General features: G+C 62.5%; 15 protein-coding genes. 10 read left to right on the top strand and 5 right to left on the bottom strand.

Translation table 11 applies throughout. The features are described 5' to 3' along the window. Positions 1-111: 111 nt before the first annotated feature. From QMK50_RS07745 to gap, 5 genes are all read right to left on the bottom strand, one after another. A complete protein-coding gene (locus QMK50_RS07745) occupies positions 112-2,700 on the bottom strand; it encodes a TonB-dependent receptor (protein WP_320332888.1) in 2,589 nt (862 codons plus the stop codon). 120 nt (positions 2,701-2,820) lie between these two features. Then, the gene (locus QMK50_RS07740) at positions 2,821-3,792 is read right to left on the bottom strand and encodes a FecR family protein (protein WP_320332887.1); all 972 of its coding nucleotides are present in this window, start codon (positions 3,790-3,792) and stop codon (positions 2,821-2,823) included. Between the two features lie 119 nt (positions 3,793-3,911). Continuing rightward, entirely contained in the window at positions 3,912-4,430 is a 519-nt protein-coding gene (locus QMK50_RS07735; RefSeq protein ID WP_320332886.1) for an RNA polymerase sigma factor, read from the bottom strand. 78 nt (positions 4,431-4,508) lie between these two features. After that, positions 4,509-4,973, bottom strand: coding sequence for a methylglyoxal synthase (locus tag QMK50_RS07730; RefSeq protein WP_159997603.1), 465 nt, complete (start codon positions 4,971-4,973; stop codon positions 4,509-4,511). 54 nt (positions 4,974-5,027) lie between these two features. Then, complete coding sequence (gene gap, locus QMK50_RS07725; protein ID WP_159997601.1) at positions 5,028-6,029, bottom strand: type I glyceraldehyde-3-phosphate dehydrogenase; 1,002 nt, start codon at positions 6,027-6,029, stop codon at positions 5,028-5,030. A 224-nt stretch (positions 6,030-6,253) separates the two neighbouring features. Between gap and edd the strand changes: the two genes are divergently transcribed. The 10 genes from edd (at position 6,254) to QMK50_RS07675 (ending at position 18,658) form a co-directional block, all read left to right on the top strand. Beyond that, positions 6,254-8,080 carry a phosphogluconate dehydratase gene (edd, locus tag QMK50_RS07720; protein ID WP_095169828.1) on the top strand — a complete coding sequence of 609 codons (1,827 nt, stop codon included), beginning with the start codon at positions 6,254-6,256 and terminating at the stop codon, positions 8,078-8,080. Then, a complete protein-coding gene (locus tag QMK50_RS07715) occupies positions 8,077-9,027 on the top strand; it encodes a glucokinase (RefSeq protein ID WP_095169827.1) in 951 nt (316 codons plus the stop codon). Before edd ends, QMK50_RS07715 begins: the two co-directional genes overlap by 4 nt. Positions 9,028-9,060: 33 nt before the next feature. Then, positions 9,061-9,792, top strand: coding sequence for a response regulator (locus QMK50_RS07710; protein WP_095169826.1), 732 nt, complete (start codon positions 9,061-9,063; stop codon positions 9,790-9,792). Continuing rightward, on the top strand, positions 9,782-11,251 hold the full coding sequence (locus tag QMK50_RS07705; RefSeq protein ID WP_095169825.1) for an ATP-binding protein: 1,470 nt from the start codon (positions 9,782-9,784) through the stop codon (positions 11,249-11,251). Before QMK50_RS07710 ends, QMK50_RS07705 begins: the two co-directional genes overlap by 11 nt. Positions 11,252-11,454: 203 nt before the next feature. Beyond that, positions 11,455-12,681 carry an AGE family epimerase/isomerase gene (locus QMK50_RS07700; RefSeq protein ID WP_320332885.1) on the top strand — a complete coding sequence of 409 codons (1,227 nt, stop codon included), beginning with the start codon at positions 11,455-11,457 and terminating at the stop codon, positions 12,679-12,681. A gap of 116 nt (positions 12,682-12,797) precedes the next feature. Then, positions 12,798-14,090 carry an ABC transporter substrate-binding protein gene (locus QMK50_RS07695; protein WP_159997597.1) on the top strand — a complete coding sequence of 431 codons (1,293 nt, stop codon included), beginning with the start codon at positions 12,798-12,800 and terminating at the stop codon, positions 14,088-14,090. 159 nt (positions 14,091-14,249) lie between these two features. Beyond that, positions 14,250-15,158, top strand: coding sequence for a carbohydrate ABC transporter permease (locus tag QMK50_RS07690; RefSeq protein WP_095169822.1), 909 nt, complete (start codon positions 14,250-14,252; stop codon positions 15,156-15,158). Beyond that, entirely contained in the window at positions 15,151-15,996 is an 846-nt protein-coding gene (locus tag QMK50_RS07685; protein WP_095169821.1) for a carbohydrate ABC transporter permease, read from the top strand. Before QMK50_RS07690 ends, QMK50_RS07685 begins: the two co-directional genes overlap by 8 nt. 3 nt (positions 15,997-15,999) lie before the next feature. After that, positions 16,000-17,160 (top strand): ABC transporter ATP-binding protein, encoded by a 1,161-nt coding sequence (locus tag QMK50_RS07680; protein ID WP_159997595.1) that lies wholly within the window; start codon positions 16,000-16,002, stop codon positions 17,158-17,160. Between the two features lie 151 nt (positions 17,161-17,311). Further along, a complete protein-coding gene (locus tag QMK50_RS07675) occupies positions 17,312-18,658 on the top strand; it encodes a carbohydrate porin (protein WP_095169819.1) in 1,347 nt (448 codons plus the stop codon). Positions 18,659-18,683 lie beyond the last annotated feature (25 nt).

Here is an 18,683-nt window from a genome sequence, read left to right as displayed (position 1 = left end):
TGAGAATGAGATGCGCTTGGTAACTAGACGAACCAGCAGGCGCAGCACAGTAAAAAATCCTCGCTGCGCCTGGGAAAAAGGCGCAACGAGATTTCCATTAGCGGGTAACGATCAGATATCCCAGATCAGGTTGATCGCGAAGTTGCGGCCTGGCTCGGTCAGGCGATCGAGGTTGGCCGGGCTGAGCACGGCGGCCTCGCCGACGCTGTCGTAACCGCGCACGTTGTCCCACTGCCAGTATTTCTTGTCCGCCAGGTTGTACACGCCGGCGCTGAGGGTCACGTCGTCGCTGACCTTGTAGAAACCGGCCAGGTCGAGCACGCCATAGCCTGGGGTCTTGAACTGGCTGCTGACGCCGTCCGGCGACTTGAAGCTGCTGTCGTCCACCAGGTTTTTCTTCTGCACCAGGGTCCAGCTGAGCAAGGCGCCGTAGCTGTCCTGGTCATAGCCCAGGCCGAACACGCCGGTCAGCGGGTTGATCGAGTTGAGTGGCTCGCCAGTGTCATTGTTGCGACCGTGGGCGTAGGCGATCGAGCCCTTGGTGTAGAGGCCCTGTGGTGCGCCGAAGGTATCGAGGTTCAGGCGACCCTTGAGCTCCACGCCCTTGATGGTGGCGTGCTTGATGTTGTTGCTCTGGAACGTCAGCTCGTTGTAGCCGGGGGTCACGGCGTCTTCGTTGATGAAGTCGCGGTACTTGTTATAGAACACCACCATGTCGAAGTTGCCCGCCTCGAAGTTGCCGCGCAGGCCAGTCTCGTAGGTTTTGCTTTTTTCCGGTTCCAGGTCCGGGTTCGGCGCCACGCTGTAGCCCGGGTTGACGTTTTCGAAACGACCGTACAAGGCCTTGGCGGTCGGCGTGCGGAAACCTTCGCCGTACTGGCCGAACCAGGTGTAGTTGTCGTCCAGGGCGTAGGTCAGGCCGAACTTGGGCGAGAGCCGATGCCAGGTCTTGTTCTCGTCGCTGACCGTACCCAGGCCATCAGGCGCTACGGTGTTGAGGAACTCCTGGGTGACATGGGGCTTGAGCTTGGTGTAGTCGTAGCGCAGACCCGGGATGAAGGTCCAGTCGTTCCAGGTGATCTGGTCCTGGGCGAACAGGCTGTAGGTGTCGATGGTCGGGTCCGGGAAGTCGCTGGATTTTTTCAGCACATCGCTGGGGCTGATGGCGCCCACGGCGCTGCAACCACGACCTACCGCCAGGCAGGTGCCGCTGCCGGTGCGCGAGCCGGTGACTTTCTGGTGTTTGATGGTGGTGCCGTAGGTCAGCACATGGCCGGTCTCGCCGATGGCGAATGCCTTGTCCAGTTGTGCGTCGAACACCCACTGCTTTTCCTCGTAGAGGGTTTCGCGCGAGCGCATCACGTTGCGGCTGAACGGGAAGTAGTTTTCCAGGGTGGATTGGCCAGTCTTGGCGATCTGGTAGTTCAGGCTCCACTTCAGGTTGTCCACCAGCAGGGCATCGACGGCGAAGTGGTTTTCCAGGCCGAAACGTTCGCGGCTGACGGTCTCTTCACCGGTGCGCGAGCGGTACATGCCCATAGGTTGGCCATTGTTGAACGGGCCGCCGACGGCGCTTTGCAGGTCGGCGTCGCGGTGGTCCTTGTACTTCTCGTAGGTCAGGCCCAGGCGGGCGTCTTCGGCGTAGTTCCAGCCCGCCTTGGCCAGCACGTTAGTGGTGCGCACGTCTTCCGGGTTGGCCGCGGTGCGATCCAGGCCGGTGCCGTTGTTTTGGCCGTAGGATTCGGTTTCGTGACCGCCGCGCTGGCTGAAGTGCAGCAAGCCATCGAACTGATCGGCGCGTCCGGCGACGGTGGCGGATTTCAGCCAGCTGTCATCGGCGGAGCTGTAACCGGTTTTCAGGCGGGCGCCGACGTCCTGGCCGGGCTTGATGATGTCTTCCGGGTCAAGGGTGAAGTAGCTCACCGCGCCGCCGATGGCGTTGCTGCCGTACAGCACCGAGGCCGGGCCGCGGAGGATTTCCACGCGCTTGACGATTTCCGGGTCAACGTAGTTGCGTTGGGTCTTGGCATACGGGCCGTTGAAGAAGCCGTTGGGAATCTCGACGCCATCGACCTGGGTCAGGATCCGGTCGCCGTCGATGCCGCGAATGTTGTAGCCGCTGATGCCGCCCCGGGTGCCGGTACCGCCGACCGATACGCCTGGCTCATAGCGCACCAGGTCCTTGATGGTGTTGACGTTGTTGCGATCCAGCTCTTCGCGGGTGTGCACGGTCACGGTGCTGGGCACGCTGTCGACGCTCTGCTCCTGGCGCGTGGCGCTGATGGTCATCTGCTGCAGTGCGAGGGCGCCGCCGGCGGTGCGTTTTTCCAGCGCGATGTTGTTGCTGCCCAGCTTGCGATAGCTCAGGTTGGTCCCCACCAACAGGCGATCCAGGGCTTTTTCCGGGCTCAGTGCGCCGTGCACGCCTGGCGAGGCCACGCCTTCTGCCAGTTCTGCCGGCAAGCCGACCTGCCATCCGGTGACGGCGGTGAACTCGTTGAGCGCCGAGACCAGTGGCTGCTGGGCAATGGCGAAGCTGTAGTCGCCCATCTGGCGGCTTGGCTGTTGGGCCGGGGTGGCGGCCATCACAGGCGCAGCCTGGGTGCCGGCCAGCAGCATGGCGGCGGTCAGCAAGGACAGCGTGCAGTTGTGCACGCGGGCGGATGGTGAAGAGGACTGGCGGGTAAGGCGAGAGGACATCGATAGCGCTCCGTGTCGCACGAATCTTATAGGTGCAGATTGGCATCAAGGATGCGAATCAATTGCATTGGCTATAACGAGACGTACGGCGAATGACTATCGAGTAAAAATAATTCTCATTCAGTTCAAAATCACCAGCGCCGGGAACTCCTGGAGCTTGGCGGAGGTGATGTGAGCCAGCGACCGGACCACGTCCAGCGGCTGGTCGAGGCGGTAGTTACCGGTGACCGAAACGTTGGCCAACTGTTCGTTGTTGTTGATGATCCAGCCCGGGTAGTAGCGGCGCAACTCGGCCAGGACCTGGTTCAGCGGGCAGTTTTCGAACACCAGGCGGCCCTGGACCCACGCCAGGTCTGTCGCCGGATCGAGGCGGGCCGGTTGATCGAAACCATTGGGTCCGATACGGATACTTTCGCCTGCGCTCAAGCGCACCCGTGCATCGCTGTGGGCGCTGCGCAGGTCGACATCGCCGCGCTGCACCCGCACCTGGGCGACGCCGTCCAGGTAACGCACGGCGAAGGAGGTATCGCGCACGCTGGCGGTGACCGGCCCGGCATCGATTTCCAGGGGCAGGCCACGATTGGCGGCTACCTCGAAATAGGCTTCGCCCTGGAACAGGCGAGCCACGCGTTGTTGATCATTGATGGTGCTGGAGAAGGCCGAGTTGGTGTTGAGCAGGACTTTCGAGCCGTCCTCCAGTTGCAGGCGCTGGCGCTCGCCGACCACGGTCAGGTGATCGGCCTGCAGGCGCATGGGCAGGTTGCTGAAACTGAACAGGCCGAGCAGCAGCACTGCCGCGCTGGCCAGGGGTTTCCAGTGTGGGCGCAAGCGCCCGAGCACGCTGACCTTGCGCTTGGCGCTGTCCAGGGTCTGTGCGCACTGTGCCACTTGCGGGCCGTCCCAGACGGCCTGGGCCATGGCGAAGGCTTCGGCGTTGTGTGGGTCGGCGGCGAGCCAGGCGTGAAATTCACGGCTTTGCTCCTCGCTCGGACTGTCCAGCACGATCAGCCAGTCCAGGGCTTGATCCATCGCCCTGGTGCTGGCTGAATCCCGCGCCGGGGTTGGCGGGTGGGAGTGGTGGCTGTCCGTCACGGGTGTTCCTCGGCCACGTCTGCGCGCGGCTGGTTTTGGATAAGAGTGCTACAAACCTCGGCTAAGGGTAACAAAGCCGACGCCCTGACGCAGGTGTGCAAAACAATGGACCGAGCGACTCAACGGCCGTTGAGACGATCGGCGACACCGACACAGATCGCCATGATCAGCTTCAGGTCCTTTTGCACGGTGCTGAGGGACACGCTGAGTTTCTCGGCGATCTCCAGGTAGCTGTGGCCATGCAGACGGCTGAGGATGAAAATCTGTTGTTGGCGTGGGGTCAGTTGGTTGAGGCTGATGTTCAAGCGTTCGAGCATCTGTTCGGCATGGGCGGCGTCCTCGGCACTGCTCAGCGGGGCGGCAACGTTCTGCACCACCTCCAGCGGTACGTCCTCGAGCATCGTGCGCGCCTGGATACGGCGGGCGCGCAGGTGGTCCAGCGCCAGGTTGCGGGCAGTTTGAAAGACGAAGGGTTCCAGGTGGTCGATGGCCCGCTCACTCAACGCCCGGGTCACGCGCAGGTAGGTTTCCTGCAACAGGTCCTCGGCGGTGCTGTGGTTATTGACCATCCGCTCCAATGTGCGCAGCAGCGAGACGCGCTGAGCGAGGAAGACGTGGTTGAAGTGCGCTTGACTCACAGTAGGACCTGATCGATTTCAAGCGAATGATAATGCTTATCATCTATGTCAAAGGTCAAGCGCTTCTTTCTGTAGGAATTATCGGCGACCTTGTAGGTAGGCTGGGTAATCAGGGATCCGGTGGGCGTGTGGCTGATCCAGCAGCGGGCTGCTGAGCAGGTAGTCGGCGCTGCATTCGTTGCAGGCCACTGGAATGTTCCAGACCGCGGCCACCCGCAGCAGCGCCTTGATGTCCGGGTCGTGGGGTTGTGGTTCGAAGGGGTCCCAGAAGAACACCAGCAGGTCCACGCGTTGCTCGGCGATTTGTGCCCCGAGCTGCTGATCGCCACCCAGTGGGCCGCTGATCATGCTTTCCACTGGCAGGTCCAGGCGTTGGCTGAGCAACAGGCCGGTGGTGCCGGTGGCGACGAGTTGGTGTTGGGCGAGCTTGTGCTTCTGGCGCTCGGCCCAGTCGAGCAGGAACACCTTGCAGTGGTCATGGGCGACCAGGGCGATACGCTTGCGCGCCGCCATGGTTTTTTCGGTGAAGGTGATGCCGATCATCGGTGGGCTCCAACAAAACCAGAGGGGAGCTGCCGGTGGCAGCTCCCGCATTGCTTATTCGGCGTTGCACAGCGCCAGGCAGTTATCCAGCATGCGGTTGGAGAACCCCCACTCGTTGTCGTACCAGGCCAGCACCTTGAGCAGCTTGCCGCTGACTTTGGTGTGGTTGGCGTCGAAGATCGACGACAGCGGGTTGTGGTTGAAGTCGCTGGAAACCAGGGGCAGGGTGTTGTAGCCGAGGATTTTCGAGTGCTGGCTGGCTTCGCGCAGCAGCGCGTTGACCTCATCGGCCGTGGCGTCGCGCTTGAGCTGCACCGTCAGGTCCACCAGGGAGACGTTGATCACCGGCACGCGCACGGCCATGCCGGTCAGCTTGCCGGCCAGTTCCGGCAGCACCAGGCCTACCGCTTCCGCGGCGCCGGTCTTGCTCGGGATCATGTTCTGGGTAGCCGAACGGGCGCGGTACGGGTCGCTGTGGTAGACGTCCGTCAGGTTCTGGTCGTTGGTGTAGGCATGGATGGTGGTCATCAGGCCACTCTCGATGCCCAGTTCGCGGTGCAGTACCTGGGCCACCGGGGCCAGGCAGTTGGTGGTGCACGAGGCGTTGGAGATGATCTGGTGTGACTGGCGCAGGATGTCGTGGTTGACCCCGTAGACCACGGTGGCATCCGCGCCCTTGGCCGGTGCCGAGATGATCACTTTGCGCGCGCCGGCGCTAATATGCGCGGCGGCTTTGGCCCGGTCGGTGAACAGACCGGTGCATTCGAACACTACGTCGATCTTTTCTGCAGCCCATGGCAGTTCGGCCGGGTTGCGAATGGCGCTGACCGCAATGCGGTCGCCGTTGACCGTCAGGCTCTCCTGGTCGTGTTCCACCTGGGCATCAAACGTGCCGTGCACGGTGTCGTACTTGAGCAGGTGGGCGTTCATCGAACTGTCGCCCAGATCGTTGATGGCGACGATCTGCAAATCCTGACGGTAGCCTTGGGTATACAGTGCCCGCAGGACGTTGCGGCCGATACGGCCAAAACCATTGATTGCGATTCGAAGAGTCATTTGAACAGCGCCGCCGTCGTTTTGTTGTTGGAATTACAAGATTATTCGCATAAAAATAGAAAACAAGCCTTTTTAGTGGCAATATTTTGTTCTATCTACAACGAGTGACCTGAATCAACTGGTCCGATTGGTCAAGAAAACCGTCAAACGCTGCCCGCGTGGACGCCTCTTGATCAGCATAGACACGAACAGGTCGCCATATCCGTTAGCCTGGAGTTCTACACATGCATCCCCGCGTACTTGAGGTCACCGAACGGCTTATCACCCGTAGCCGCGCTACCCGTGAGGCTTACCTTGCATTGATTCGCGGCGCCGCCAGTGATGGCCCGATGCGCGGCAAGCTGCAATGTGCCAACTTCGCCCACGGTGTGGCCGGATGTGGCACCGAAGACAAGCAAAGCCTGCGGATGATGAACGCGGCCAACGTGGCAATTGTTTCGTCATATAACGACATGCTCTCGGCGCACCAGCCCTACGAGACCTACCCGGAACAGATCAAGCAGGCGCTGCGCGAGATCGGCTCGGTTGGCCAGTTCGCCGGTGGTGTCCCGGCAATGTGTGACGGCGTGACCCAGGGCGAGCCGGGCATGGAGCTGGGGATTGCCAGCCGTGAAGTGATCGCCCTGTCGACCGCCGTGGCGCTGTCGCACAACATGTTCGATGCGGCGATGATGCTGGGCATCTGCGACAAGATCGTCCCGGGCCTGATGATGGGCTCGCTGCGTTTTGGTCATCTGCCGACCATCTTCGTCCCGGGCGGCCCGATGGTCTCGGGGATTTCCAACAAGGAAAAAGCCGACGTTCGCCAGCGTTACGCCGAAGGCAAGGCCAGCCGCGAAGAGCTGCTGGAGTCGGAAATGAAGTCCTACCACAGCCCTGGCACGTGCACCTTCTACGGCACTGCCAATACCAACCAGTTGCTGATGGAAGTCATGGGCCTGCACCTGCCGGGTGCTTCGTTCGTCAACCCGAACACCCCGTTGCGTGATGCCCTGACCCGCGAGGCGGCGTTCCAGATCACGCGCCTGACCAAGCAGAGCGGCAACTTCATGCCGATCGGCGAAATCGTCGACGAACGCTCGCTGGTCAACTCGATCGTGGCCCTGCACGCCACCGGCGGCTCGACCAACCACACCCTGCACATGCCGGCGATTGCCATGGCGGCAGGCATCCAACTGACCTGGCAGGACATGGCCGACCTCTCCGAGGTGGTGCCGACCCTGAGCCACGTCTACCCGAACGGCAAGGCCGACATCAACCACTTCCAGGCGGCTGGCGGCATGTCGTTCCTGATTCGTGAACTGCTGGCGGCCGGCCTGCTGCATGAAAACGTCAACACCGTGGCCGGCCACGGCCTGAGCCGCTACACCCAGGAGCCGTTCCTCGAGGACGGTCAGTTGGTATGGCGCGAAGGCCCGAGCGAAAGCCTCGATGAAAACATCCTGCGGCCGGTGGCCCGGGCGTTCTCGGCCGAAGGCGGCCTGCGGGTGATGGAAGGCAACCTGGGGCGCGGTGTGATGAAAGTCTCGGCGGTAGCCCCGGAACATCAGGTGGTCGAGGCTCCGGCCATGGTGTTCCAGGATCAGCAGGACCTGGCCGATGCGTTCAAGGCTGGCCTGTTGGAGAAGGATTTTGTTGCCGTGATGCGCTTCCAGGGCCCGCGTTCCAATGGCATGCCGGAACTGCACAAGATGACCCCGTTCCTTGGCGTGCTGCAGGATCGCGGCTTCAAAGTGGCACTGGTCACGGACGGGCGGATGTCCGGCGCGTCGGGGAAAATCCCGGCGGCCATTCACGTCAGCCCTGAAGCTTTTGTCGGTGGCGCTTTGGCCCGCGTGCAAGAGGGCGATATCATCCGCGTCGATGGCGTCAAAGGCACTTTGCAAGTGCTGGTGGACGCCGCTGAATTTGACGCGCGTACCCCGGCCACTGGTCTGCTGGATAACGGCATTGGTTGCGGGCGCGAACTGTTCGGTTTCATGCGCATGGCCTTCAGCTCGGCAGAGCAGGGCGCCAGCGCCTTTACCTCTGCCCTGGAGACCCTTAAGTGAAACTAGCGCTGGTCGGTGACATTGGCGGTACCAATGCACGTTTTGCCTTGTGGAAAGACCAGCAACTGGAGTCGGTCCAGGTGCTGGCGACAGCCGACTTTGCCTGTCCGCAAGATGCCATTGGTGCCTATCTCCAGGGTCTGGGCCTGGCGCCCGGAGCGATCGGTGCGGTCTGCCTGTCGGTGGCCGGCCCGGTCAGTGGCGATGAGTTTCGTTTCACCAACAACCACTGGCGCCTGAGTCGCAAGGCGTTCTGCCAGGCCTTGCAACTGGAGCAACTGTTGCTGGTGAATGATTTCTCGGCCATGGCCCTGGGCATGACGCGCCTGCAGCCGGGGGAGTTTCGCCTGGTCTGCGCCGGCACCCCCGAGCCGCTGCGCCCGGCGGTGGTGATCGGCCCGGGCACGGGCCTGGGTGTCGGCACCTTGCTCGATCAGGGGCAGGGGCGTTGGGCGGCCCTGCCGGGTGAGGGCGGGCATGTCGACCTGCCGTTGAGCAGCGTGCGGGAAACCCAGTTGTGGCAGCACCTGCATAACGAAATTGGCCATGTCAGCGCAGAAAGCGTGCTCAGCGGCGGTGGTTTGCCACGGCTGTACCGGGCGATCTGCGCGGTGGACGGGCACGCGCCAACACTCGACACCCCGCAAGCCATCACCGCCGCTGGCCTGGCCGGCGACCCGATTGCCCGCGAAGTACTTGAGCAGTTCAGCTGCTGGCTGGGTCGGGTGGCGGGCAACAACGTGCTGACCACCGGTGCCCGTGGCGGGGTCTACATTGTCGGTGGGGTGATCCCGCGGTTTGCCGATTTTTTCCTGGAAAGTGGCTTCGCCCGTTGCTTTGCCGACAAGGGCTGCATGAGCGATTACTTCAAGGGCATACCGGTGTGGCTGGTGACAGCCCCGTATTCCGGCCTGGTGGGCGCGGGTGTGGCGCTCGAGCAAGCATAATCCGCCCCCTTCATAACAATAAGGAAACCGCCCGTGAGCTCAGTCAACAAGTCGATTTTGTTGGTCGATGACGATCAGGAAATACGCGAGTTGCTGGACACGTACCTCAGTCGTGCCGGCTTTCAAGTGCGTACCACGCCTGATGGCGCGGGGTTTCGCCAGGCGCTGAACGACGCGCCTTGCGACCTGGTGATCCTCGACGTGATGCTGCCCGACGAAGACGGCTTCAGCCTGTGTCGCTGGGTGCGCCAGCACCCACGCCAGGCCCATGTGCCAATCATCATGCTCACCGCCAGTTCCGACGAGGCCGACCGGGTCATCGGCCTGGAACTGGGCGCCGACGACTACCTGGGCAAACCCTTCAGTCCCCGTGAATTGCAGGCACGGATCAAGGCCCTGCTGCGCCGGGCCCAGTTCGGCCAGGAGCGTTCGGGCGGCGAAGTGCTGGCTTTCGACGAGTGGCGGCTGGACATGGTCAGCCACCGGCTGTTTCACACCGACGGCGAGGAGGTGATTCTCTCCGGCGCCGATTTTGCCTTGCTGAAATTGTTCCTCGATAACCCCCAGGCCATCCTCGACCGCGACACCATCGGCAACGCCACCCGGGGCCGCGACCTGATGCCCCTGGACCGAATTGTCGACATGGCAGTCAGCCGCTTGCGCCAGCGCCTGCGCGACACCGAAAAGCCGCCACGGCTGATCCGTACCGTGCGCGGCAGCGGTTATCAACTGGCGGCCAGCGTGGTCGCCAGCAATGGTCACTGAGTTTTTCGCCCGGCTGCTGCGCAAGGTCCCGGTGCCGCGCTCGCTGCTGGGGCGGATGCTGCTGCTGACGTTGCTGGCGGTATTGTTCGCCCAGGCCCTGTCGAGCGTGATCTGGGTCTCGCAGTTGCGCGCCACCCAGCTCGAAGGGTTGGTGACCGCCGCCCGCAGCCTGGCCCATTCAATGAACGCCAGCGTCAGTTACTTCCGCTCGTTGCCGGTGGCCTATCGGCCGCTGGTGCTGGACCAATTACGCAGCATGGGCGGCACCCGATTTGTGGTCACCCTCAACGACAAGCCCCTGGATATGCAACTGCTGCCCGCCACCCCGCGCAAGCAGGCGGTGCTGGCCGCGGTGGACGAGGTGCTGCGCACGTCGCTGGGGGCCGACACCGATATTTCCGTGCAGTTTGTCAGCCCGGATGATCTGCGGATCTTCAATGGCGGCTTGAAGCTCGATGAATTGCCGCGCTCCTGGGCGCACTACGCGCTGACGCTGGAGCCGGTCAACCCGCCGGTGCTGGTGACCCAGATCAAACTGGCCAAGGGCGAGTGGCTGTACATCGCCTCCCTGTTGCCCGAGCCCTACACCAGCCTTGAAGAACAGGGCCTGCCGTCGCAGCAGGTGTGGTTCATCGTCCTCACCAGCGGCTTCCTGCTGCTGTTCATCGGGCTGCTGGTGCACTGGCAAAGCCGGCCGCTCAAGCGCCTGGCGCGGGCAGCGCGGGACATGTCCCTGGGCGCCGACGTGCTGCCGGTGGCCGAGGGCGGCGGCAGCGAAGTGGTCGAAGTGGGCCGTGCATTCAATGCGATGCGCGAACGCATCAGCCGCTACCTGACCGAGCGCAGCCAGTTGTTCAGCGCGATTTCCCATGACCTGCGCACGCCGATCACGCGCTTGCGGCTGCGGGTCGAACTGCTGGACGACGAGCAGTTGCAGGCCAAGTTCGGGCGCGACCTGGACGAGCTGGAGCTGCTGGTCAAGGGCGCGCTGCAATGCGTCAAGGACACCGACATTCACGAGAACATCGAGCCGGTGGACCTCAATCACGTGCTCGAATGCCTGGTCGAACCTTACCTGGCGCCCAACGGCAACGGCCGCGTGACCCAGCAGGGGCGGGCGCTCACGGCGTATCCGGGCAAACCGCTGGCGCTCAAGCGCTGCATCGGCAACCTGATCGACAATGCGCTGAAGTACGGACAGACCGCCCACCTGCACATCGATGACGATGACAGCGCGTTTATCCTGCATGTCGACGACGAGGGCCCGGGTGTGCCGGAGCAGCGCCTGGAGCAAGTGTTCGAGCCACACTTTCGCCTGGCCGGGAAGCAGCAGGGGTATGGCCTGGGGTTGGGGATTGCGCGCAACATCGCCCATAGCCATGGCGGCGAAGTGAGTTTGCAGAATTTGCGCGAGGGTGGGTTGCGGGTGACGCTGCAGTTGCCGCGCAGTGTGGATTAATCAGGGCCCGCGTAATCGTTGATCGCGGGCAAGCCCGCTCCCACAGGGACGGATGGTGGATTTCCTGTGGGAGCGGGCTTGCCTGCGATGGCACCCAAAGCCAATGTCACAGCCTGGTGACATAACTCGGCGCCTTCGTTACCTGGCCGTCACGACCTGTTGTTTAGACTGCTGGCAGTCAGAACAACAAAAAAAGGTCCACCATGCACTCACCTGCCCACCAACAATGGCTGGCCGCCGAGGGCTTGCGCCTGTTGGCGTTCGCCAAGGCTTCCAGGCTGCCCACAGGTTTCGGCAATCTCGACCAGCGCGGCCACCTACCGCCGGACGCGCAAGCTGAAACCATGAACACCGCGCGCATGACCCACAGCTTCGCCCTGGCCCATATCCAAGGCTTGCCAGGGTTTGCCGAGCTGGTGGATCACGGTATCCAGGCCCTCACTGGGCCGCTGCGTGACGCCGAACACGGCGGCTGGTTCGCCTCGCCCGAGCACCGCGACGGCAATACCGGTAAAGCCGCTTACTTGCATGCGTTCGTGGCATTGGCCGCGAGTTCCGCGCGGGTCGCTCGGCGCCCTGGTGCCCAGGCGTTGCTTGACGATGCGATCGAGATCATCGACCGGCATTTCTGGTGTGAGGAGGAGGGCGCGATGCGCGAGTCGTTCAATCGCGACTGGAGCGTCGAGGAAGCCTATCGCGGCGCGAACAGCAACATGCACGCCACCGAGGCCTTTCTCGCCCTGGCCGACGTCACCCAGGACAGCCGCTGGCTGAACCGCGCCTTGCGCATTGCCGAGCGACTGATCCACGGCCACGGCGCCGCCAATCAGTACCTGGTGATCGAGCATTTCGACCGTCAGTGGCAGCCGCTGCACGCGTACAACCAAGCCAACCCGGCCGATGGTTTTCGTCCGTTTGGCACCACCCCGGGCCACGGGTTTGAATGGGCGCGGCTGCTGTTGCACCTGGAGGCGGCGCGGGTCCAGGCCGGCATGCTCACCCCCGGCTGGCTGCTGCGCGATGCGCAGCAGCTGTTCGCCAACAACTGCCAGCACGCCTGGCAGGTCGATGGTGCGCCGGGCATGGTCTACACCCTCGACTGGGACCGTCGCCCAGTGGTGCGTCAGCGTTTGCATTGGGTGCACTGCGAAGCGAGCGCGGCGGCCAGTGCCTTGCTCCAGCGCACCGGCGAGGGCCAATACGAAACCTGGTATCGGCGGCTTTGGGAGTACAGCGAGCAGTACCTGATCGACCTCGTCCATGGCAGTTGGCACCATGAACTGGACGCCGACAATCGCCCGAGTGCGCAGATCTGGGGTGGCAAGCCGGACCTCTATCACGCCTGGCAGGCGGTGCTGATTCCGCGGCTGCCGTTGGCCCCGAGCATGGCTACGGCGTTGGCGCAGGGCTCTGGGTCACGGGTTATGTAACCATGCGGTGACATTTCGCCGTCGCTTCGTTACCTGCGGCGGATCCCAGCCTGTTTAAACTCGTTTGCAGCGCAAGCACCAGACTTGCATGCATAACAACAAGAAAGGTACTTCAGATGAATGCGATTTCTCGCCTCGCCACCGTCATTTCCCTCGCCTCCATGTTCCCCCTCAGCGCCCTGGCCGCCGACCCCAAAGGTTCCGTGGAGGTTGTGCACTGGTGGACCTCGGGTGGTGAAAAAGCAGCGGTCGACGTACTCAAGGCCCAGGTTGAAAAAGACGGCTTTACCTGGAAGGACGGTGCGGTGGCAGGCGGCGGTGGCGCAACGGCCATGACCGTACTCAAGAGCCGCGCCGTGGCCGGCAACCCACCGGGCGTGGCCCAGATCAAGGGCCCGGATATCCAGGAGTGGGGCAGCACCGGCCTGCTCAGCACCGACGCGCTGACCGAGGTAGCCAAGGCGGAAAACTGGGACGGCCTGCTGTCGAAAAAAGTCTCTGACACCGTCAAATACGAAGGTGACTACGTCGCAGTACCGGTGAACATCCACCGCGTCAACTGGCTGTGGATCAACCCAGAAGTGTTCAAGAAAGCCGGGATCGACAAGGCCCCGACCACCCTCGAAGAATTCTACGTCGCTGCCGACAAGCTCAAGGCGGCCGGCTTCATTGCCCTGGCCCACGGCGGCCAGCCTTGGCAGGACAGCACCGTGTTCGAAGACGTGGTGCTCTCGGTCATGGGCGCTGAAGGCTACAAGAAAGCCCTGGTCGACCTGGACCAGAAAACCCTCTCCGGCCCCGAGATGGTCAAGTCCTTCACAGTGCTGAAAAAACTCATCGGCTACATGGACCCCAACCGCGCGGGCCGTGACTGGAACATCGCTGCCGCCGACGTGATCAACGGCAAGGCCGGCATGCAGATGATGGGTGACTGGGCCAAGAGCGAGTGGACCGCGGCGAACAAAGTCGCCGGCAAGGATTACCAGTGCGTGCCGTTCCCAGGCACTGAAAACGCCTTCACCTACAACATCGACTCCCTGGCGGTGTTCAAGTTGAAAGCCGATCGCAAGGGTGACATCGCCGCGCAGCAGGACCTGGCCAAGGTCGCGCTGGGCAAGGACTTCCAGAAGGTCTTCAGCATCAACAAGGGCTCGATCCCGGTGCGCACCGACATGCTCAACGACATGAGCGCGCTGGGCTTCGACTCCTGCGCCCAGGCCTCGGCCAAGGACTTCCTGGCGGACGACAAGTCCGGCGGCCTGCAACCGAGCATGGCCCACAACATGGCCACTTCGCTGGCGGTGCAGGGGGCGATCTTCGACGTCGTCACCAACTTCATGAACGACAAGGACGCCGACCCGGCCAAGGCCAGCGCCCAGTTGGCCTCGGCGGTCAAAGCCGCGCAGTAATCCTGGACCCTGAGTAACCCTGTGGGAGCGGGCTTGCCCGCGATAGCTGACTGACATTCAACAGCAGTGTCGACTGTTGCATCGCTATCGCGGGCAAGCCCGCTCCCACAAGGGTTCTCCTCGACTCCGACTCTTACTCCTTTCACTTGGATAATCCCGATGAGCTCTGTGGCGGTTTTCAGCAAAGCCTCACCGTTCGATGCACTGCAGCGCTGGCTGCCCAAACTGGTTTTGGCGCCCAGCATGCTGATCGTTCTGGTCGGCTTCTACGGTTACATCATCTGGACATTCGTTCTGTCCTTCACCAATTCCAGCTTCATGCCGAGCTACAAGTGGGTCGGCCTGCAGCAATACACCCGCCTGCTGGACAACGACCGCTGGTGGGTGGCGAGCAAGAACCTCGCGCTGTTCGGCGGCCTGTTCATCGGCATCAGCCTGGTGCTGGGGGTGTTCCTCGCGGTGCTGCTGGACCAGCGCATTCGCAAGGAAGGCTTCATCCGCACCATCTACCTGTACCCGATGGCGCTGTCGATGATCGTCACCGGTACCGCCTGGAAGTGGCTGCTAAACCCGGGCCTGGGCCTGGACAAGATGCTGCGTGACTGGGGCTGGGAAGGCTTTCGCCTGGACTGGCTGGTGGATCAGGACCGCGTGGTGTACTGCCTGGTGATCGCCGCCGTGTGGCAAGCCTCGGGTTTTGTCATGGCGATGTTCCTCGCCGGTCTGCGCGGGGTCGACCAGTCGATCATCCGCGCCGCCCAAGTCGATGGTGCAAGCCTGCCGACCATCTACCTGAAGATCGTCCTGCCGAGCCTGCGCCCGGTGTTTTTCAGCGCCTTCATGATCCTCGCGCACATCGCGATCAAGAGCTTCGACCTGGTCGCGGCCATGACCGCGGGCGGCCCGGGGTACTCCTCCGACCTGCCGGCGATGTTCATGTACTCCTTCACTTTCAGCCGTGGCCAGATGGGCATCGGTTCCGCCAGCGCAATGATGATGCTCGGCGCGATCCTGGCGATCCTGGTGCCGTACCTGTACTCCGAACTGCGGGGCAAACGCCATGAATAACTCGCTTGCCACCCCGCGCCTGAGCGTCAGCCGGATCGCCATCTACGCGACCCTGCTGCTGGCCGCAGCGGTGTACCTGATTCCGTTGGTGGTGATGTTGTTGACCAGCTTCAAGTCGCCGGAAGACATCCGTACCGGCAACCTGCTGAGCTGGCCGCAAGTGATCGACGGCATCGGCTGGCTCAAGGCCTGGGACAGCGTAGGAGGGTACTTCTGGAACTCGGTGAAAATCACCGTGCCGGCGGTACTGATCTCGACCTTTATTGGCGCGATGAACGGCTACGTGCTGTCGATGTGGCGCTTCCGTGGCTCGCAGCTGTTCTTCGGCCTGCTGCTGTTCGGCTGCTTCCTGCCGTTCCAGACCGTGCTGCTGCCAGCCTCGTTCACCATCGGCAAGCTCGGCCTGGCCAACACCACCACCGGGCTGGTGCTGGTGCACATCGTCTACGGGCTGGCGTTCACCACGCTGTTCTTCCGTAACTACTACGTGAGCATTCCCGATGCCCTGGTCAAGGCGGCACGCCTGGACGGCGCGGGCTTCTTCACGATTTTCTGGAAGATCCTGCTGCCGATGTCGATCCCGATCGTGATGGTCTGCCTGATCTGGCAGTTCACCCAGATCTGGAATGACTTCCTGTTTGGCGTGGTCTTCGCCAGTGGCGACGCGCAACCGATCACCGTGGCCTTGAACAACCTGGTCAACACCAGCACCGGGGCCAAGGAATACAACGTTGATATGGCGGCGGCGATGATCGCCGGGTTGCCGACACTGCTGGTCTACATATTCGCTGGCAAGTATTTCCTGCGTGGGCTGACGTCCGGCGCGGTCAAGGGGTAGAACATGGCAACTCTCGAATTACGCAACGTCAACAAGACCTATGGCGCCGGCTTGCCGGACACCTTGAAAAACATCGAGCTGAAGATCGACGACGGTGAGTTCCTGATCCTGGTCGGCCCGTCCGGGTGCGGCAAGTCGACCCTGATGAACTGTATTGCCGGCCTTGAGAACATCAGCGGCGGGGCGATCCTGGTGGACGACGCCGACATCAGCGGCATGAGCCCCAAGGACCGAGACATCGCCATGGTGTTCCAGTCCTACGCGCTGTACCCGACCATGAGCGTGCGCGACAACATCGCCTTCGGCCTGAAGATTCGCAAAATGCCGACCGCCGAAATCGATGAAGAAGTGGCGCGGGTGTCCAAGCTGCTGCAGATCGAACACCTGCTCGGGCGCAAGCCGGGCCAGCTTTCCGGCGGCCAGCAACAGCGCGTGGCGATGGGCCGGGCGTTGGCGCGGCGGCCGAAGATCTATCTGTTCGACGAACCGCTGTCCAACCTCGACGCCAAGCTGCGGGTCGAGATGCGTACCGAAATGAAGCTGATGCACCAGCGCCTGAAAACCACCACGGTCTACGTCACCCACGACCAGATCGAAGCCATGACCCTGGGGGACAAGGTGGCGGTGATGAAGGACGGGATCATCCAGCAGTTCGGCACGCCGAAGCAGATCTACAACGACCCGGCCAACCTGTTCGTCGCGAGCTTCATTGGTTCGCCGCCGATGAACTTCATCCCCCTGCGCCTGCAGCGCAAGGACGGCCGCCTGCTGGCCCTGCTCGACAGTGGCCAGGCGCGCGTCGAGCTGCCATTGAGCATGCAGGACGCTGGCCTCGAGGATCGCGAAGTGATCCTCGGCATGCGTCCTGAGCAGATTGTGCTGGCGTCTGGCGAAACCAACGGCTTGCCGACGATCCGGGCCGAGGTCCAGGTCACCGAGCCGACCGGGCCGGACACGCTGGTGTTCGTCAACCTGAATCAAACCAAGGTCTGCTGCCGCCTGGCGCCGGATGTGGCTCCCGCCGTGGGCGAGACCCTGACCCTGCAATTCGATCCGGCCAAGGTGCTGCTGTTCGATGCCAAGACCGGTGAGCGCCTGGGGACGGCGGGTTTGCCAAGGATTGAGGCACACAGCGCCAACGTGACCCAATTCAAAGGCCGCTGAAACACAAGACTGTCGTGAACCATGGCGTGCACCGCCTGAACAAACGCGGTGCAGTTGAGACCATCGCGACGTACAAGTGAATTCAAGCCGCAAGCGGGCGCTCGCTCCCACAGGGGATGCCAGTTAATAACAATAAAACGAGGAAGTAGGGATGAAGATCAAGAACAACGCTCAACTCATCTGCCAGCTGTCGGCGGTCGCAGCAATGTGCCTGGCAGCCAACGCGCATGCCGCTGACGCGTTCAGCGCTGACTCCAAGTGGATGACCGGCGATTGGGGCGGCGAGCGTACCCGGCTGATCGAGCAAGGCATCGACATCAAGGCCGACTACGTGGGTGAAGTCGGTGGCAACCTCAACGGTGGCTACAACGACGACAAGACCGCGCGCTATGCCGACCAGTTTGGCCTCGGCGTGGCGCTGGACCTGCAGAAACTCTGGGGCTGGGACAACACCCAGGCCAAGATCCAGCTGACCAACCGCAATGGCGAAAACATCTCCAACGACCGTATCGGCGACCCGCGCGCGGGCACCTTGAGTTCCTCCCAGGAAGTCTACGGTCGCGGCCATATGGTGCGTCTGACCCAGTTGTGGATCCAGCATCAGTTCCTCGACAACAAGCTCGACGTCAAGGCCGGTTACTTCGGCGAGGGCGAGGACTTCAATACCTTCCCGTGCGAGTTCCAGAACCTGGCGTTCTGTGGTTCCCAGGTGGGTAACTGGGCCACCAACATCTGGTACAACTGGCCGGTCAGCCAGGCGGCGATCCGCGTGAAGTACAACATCACGCCAGAGTTCTTCGCGCAGATCGGTGCCTACAACCAGAACCCGTCGCAACTGGAGCACGGCAACGGCTTCAAGCTCAGCGGCAGCGGCACCCAGGGCACCGTGTTGCCGGTCGAATTGGTCTGGTCGCCGAAGGTCAACAACCTGCCGGGTGAATACCGTGTGGGCTACTACAAGAGCACGGCTGCAGCCAATGACGTGCGCGAGGACGACAACGGCCAGGATGCCGCAACCAGCGGTGACAGCTACCGCGAGCACAGCAGCAAGCACGGTTACTGGTTCGTCGCCCAGCAGCAACTGACCAGCCACAACGGCGACGCTTCCCGCGGCTTGAACATCGCGGCCAACGCGACCTTCCACGACAAGGACACCAACGTCGTCGACAACTATCAGTCGCTGATGTTCGTGTACAAGGGCCCGTTCGATGCACGGCCAAAAGATGACGTCGGCATCGGCTTCGCCCGTATCCACGTCAACGAAGACGTGAAGAAAAACGCCGAGCTGGTCAACGCGGCCAATGGCGTCAGCGACTATGCCGATCCGCTGTTCTCGCCATTGCGGACCACCGAGTACAACTACGAGATCAACTACGGTTTCCACGTCACCAACTGGCTGACGGTGCGTCCTAACCTGCAATACGTCACCCACCCGGGCGGTGTCGATGAAGTCGACAACGCGCTGGTGGCCGGCCTGAAAATTCAGTCGGTGTTCTAACGCGGTTGCGATAAGCTCTTCTCCA

Origin of the sequence: Pseudomonas sp. P5_152, assembly GCF_033989915.1 — a bacterium.
Taxonomy (GTDB): domain Bacteria; phylum Pseudomonadota; class Gammaproteobacteria; order Pseudomonadales; family Pseudomonadaceae; genus Aquipseudomonas.
The sequence above is the reverse complement of the archived record's forward strand: the minus strand, read 5'-3'. Positions and strand labels throughout refer to the sequence as shown.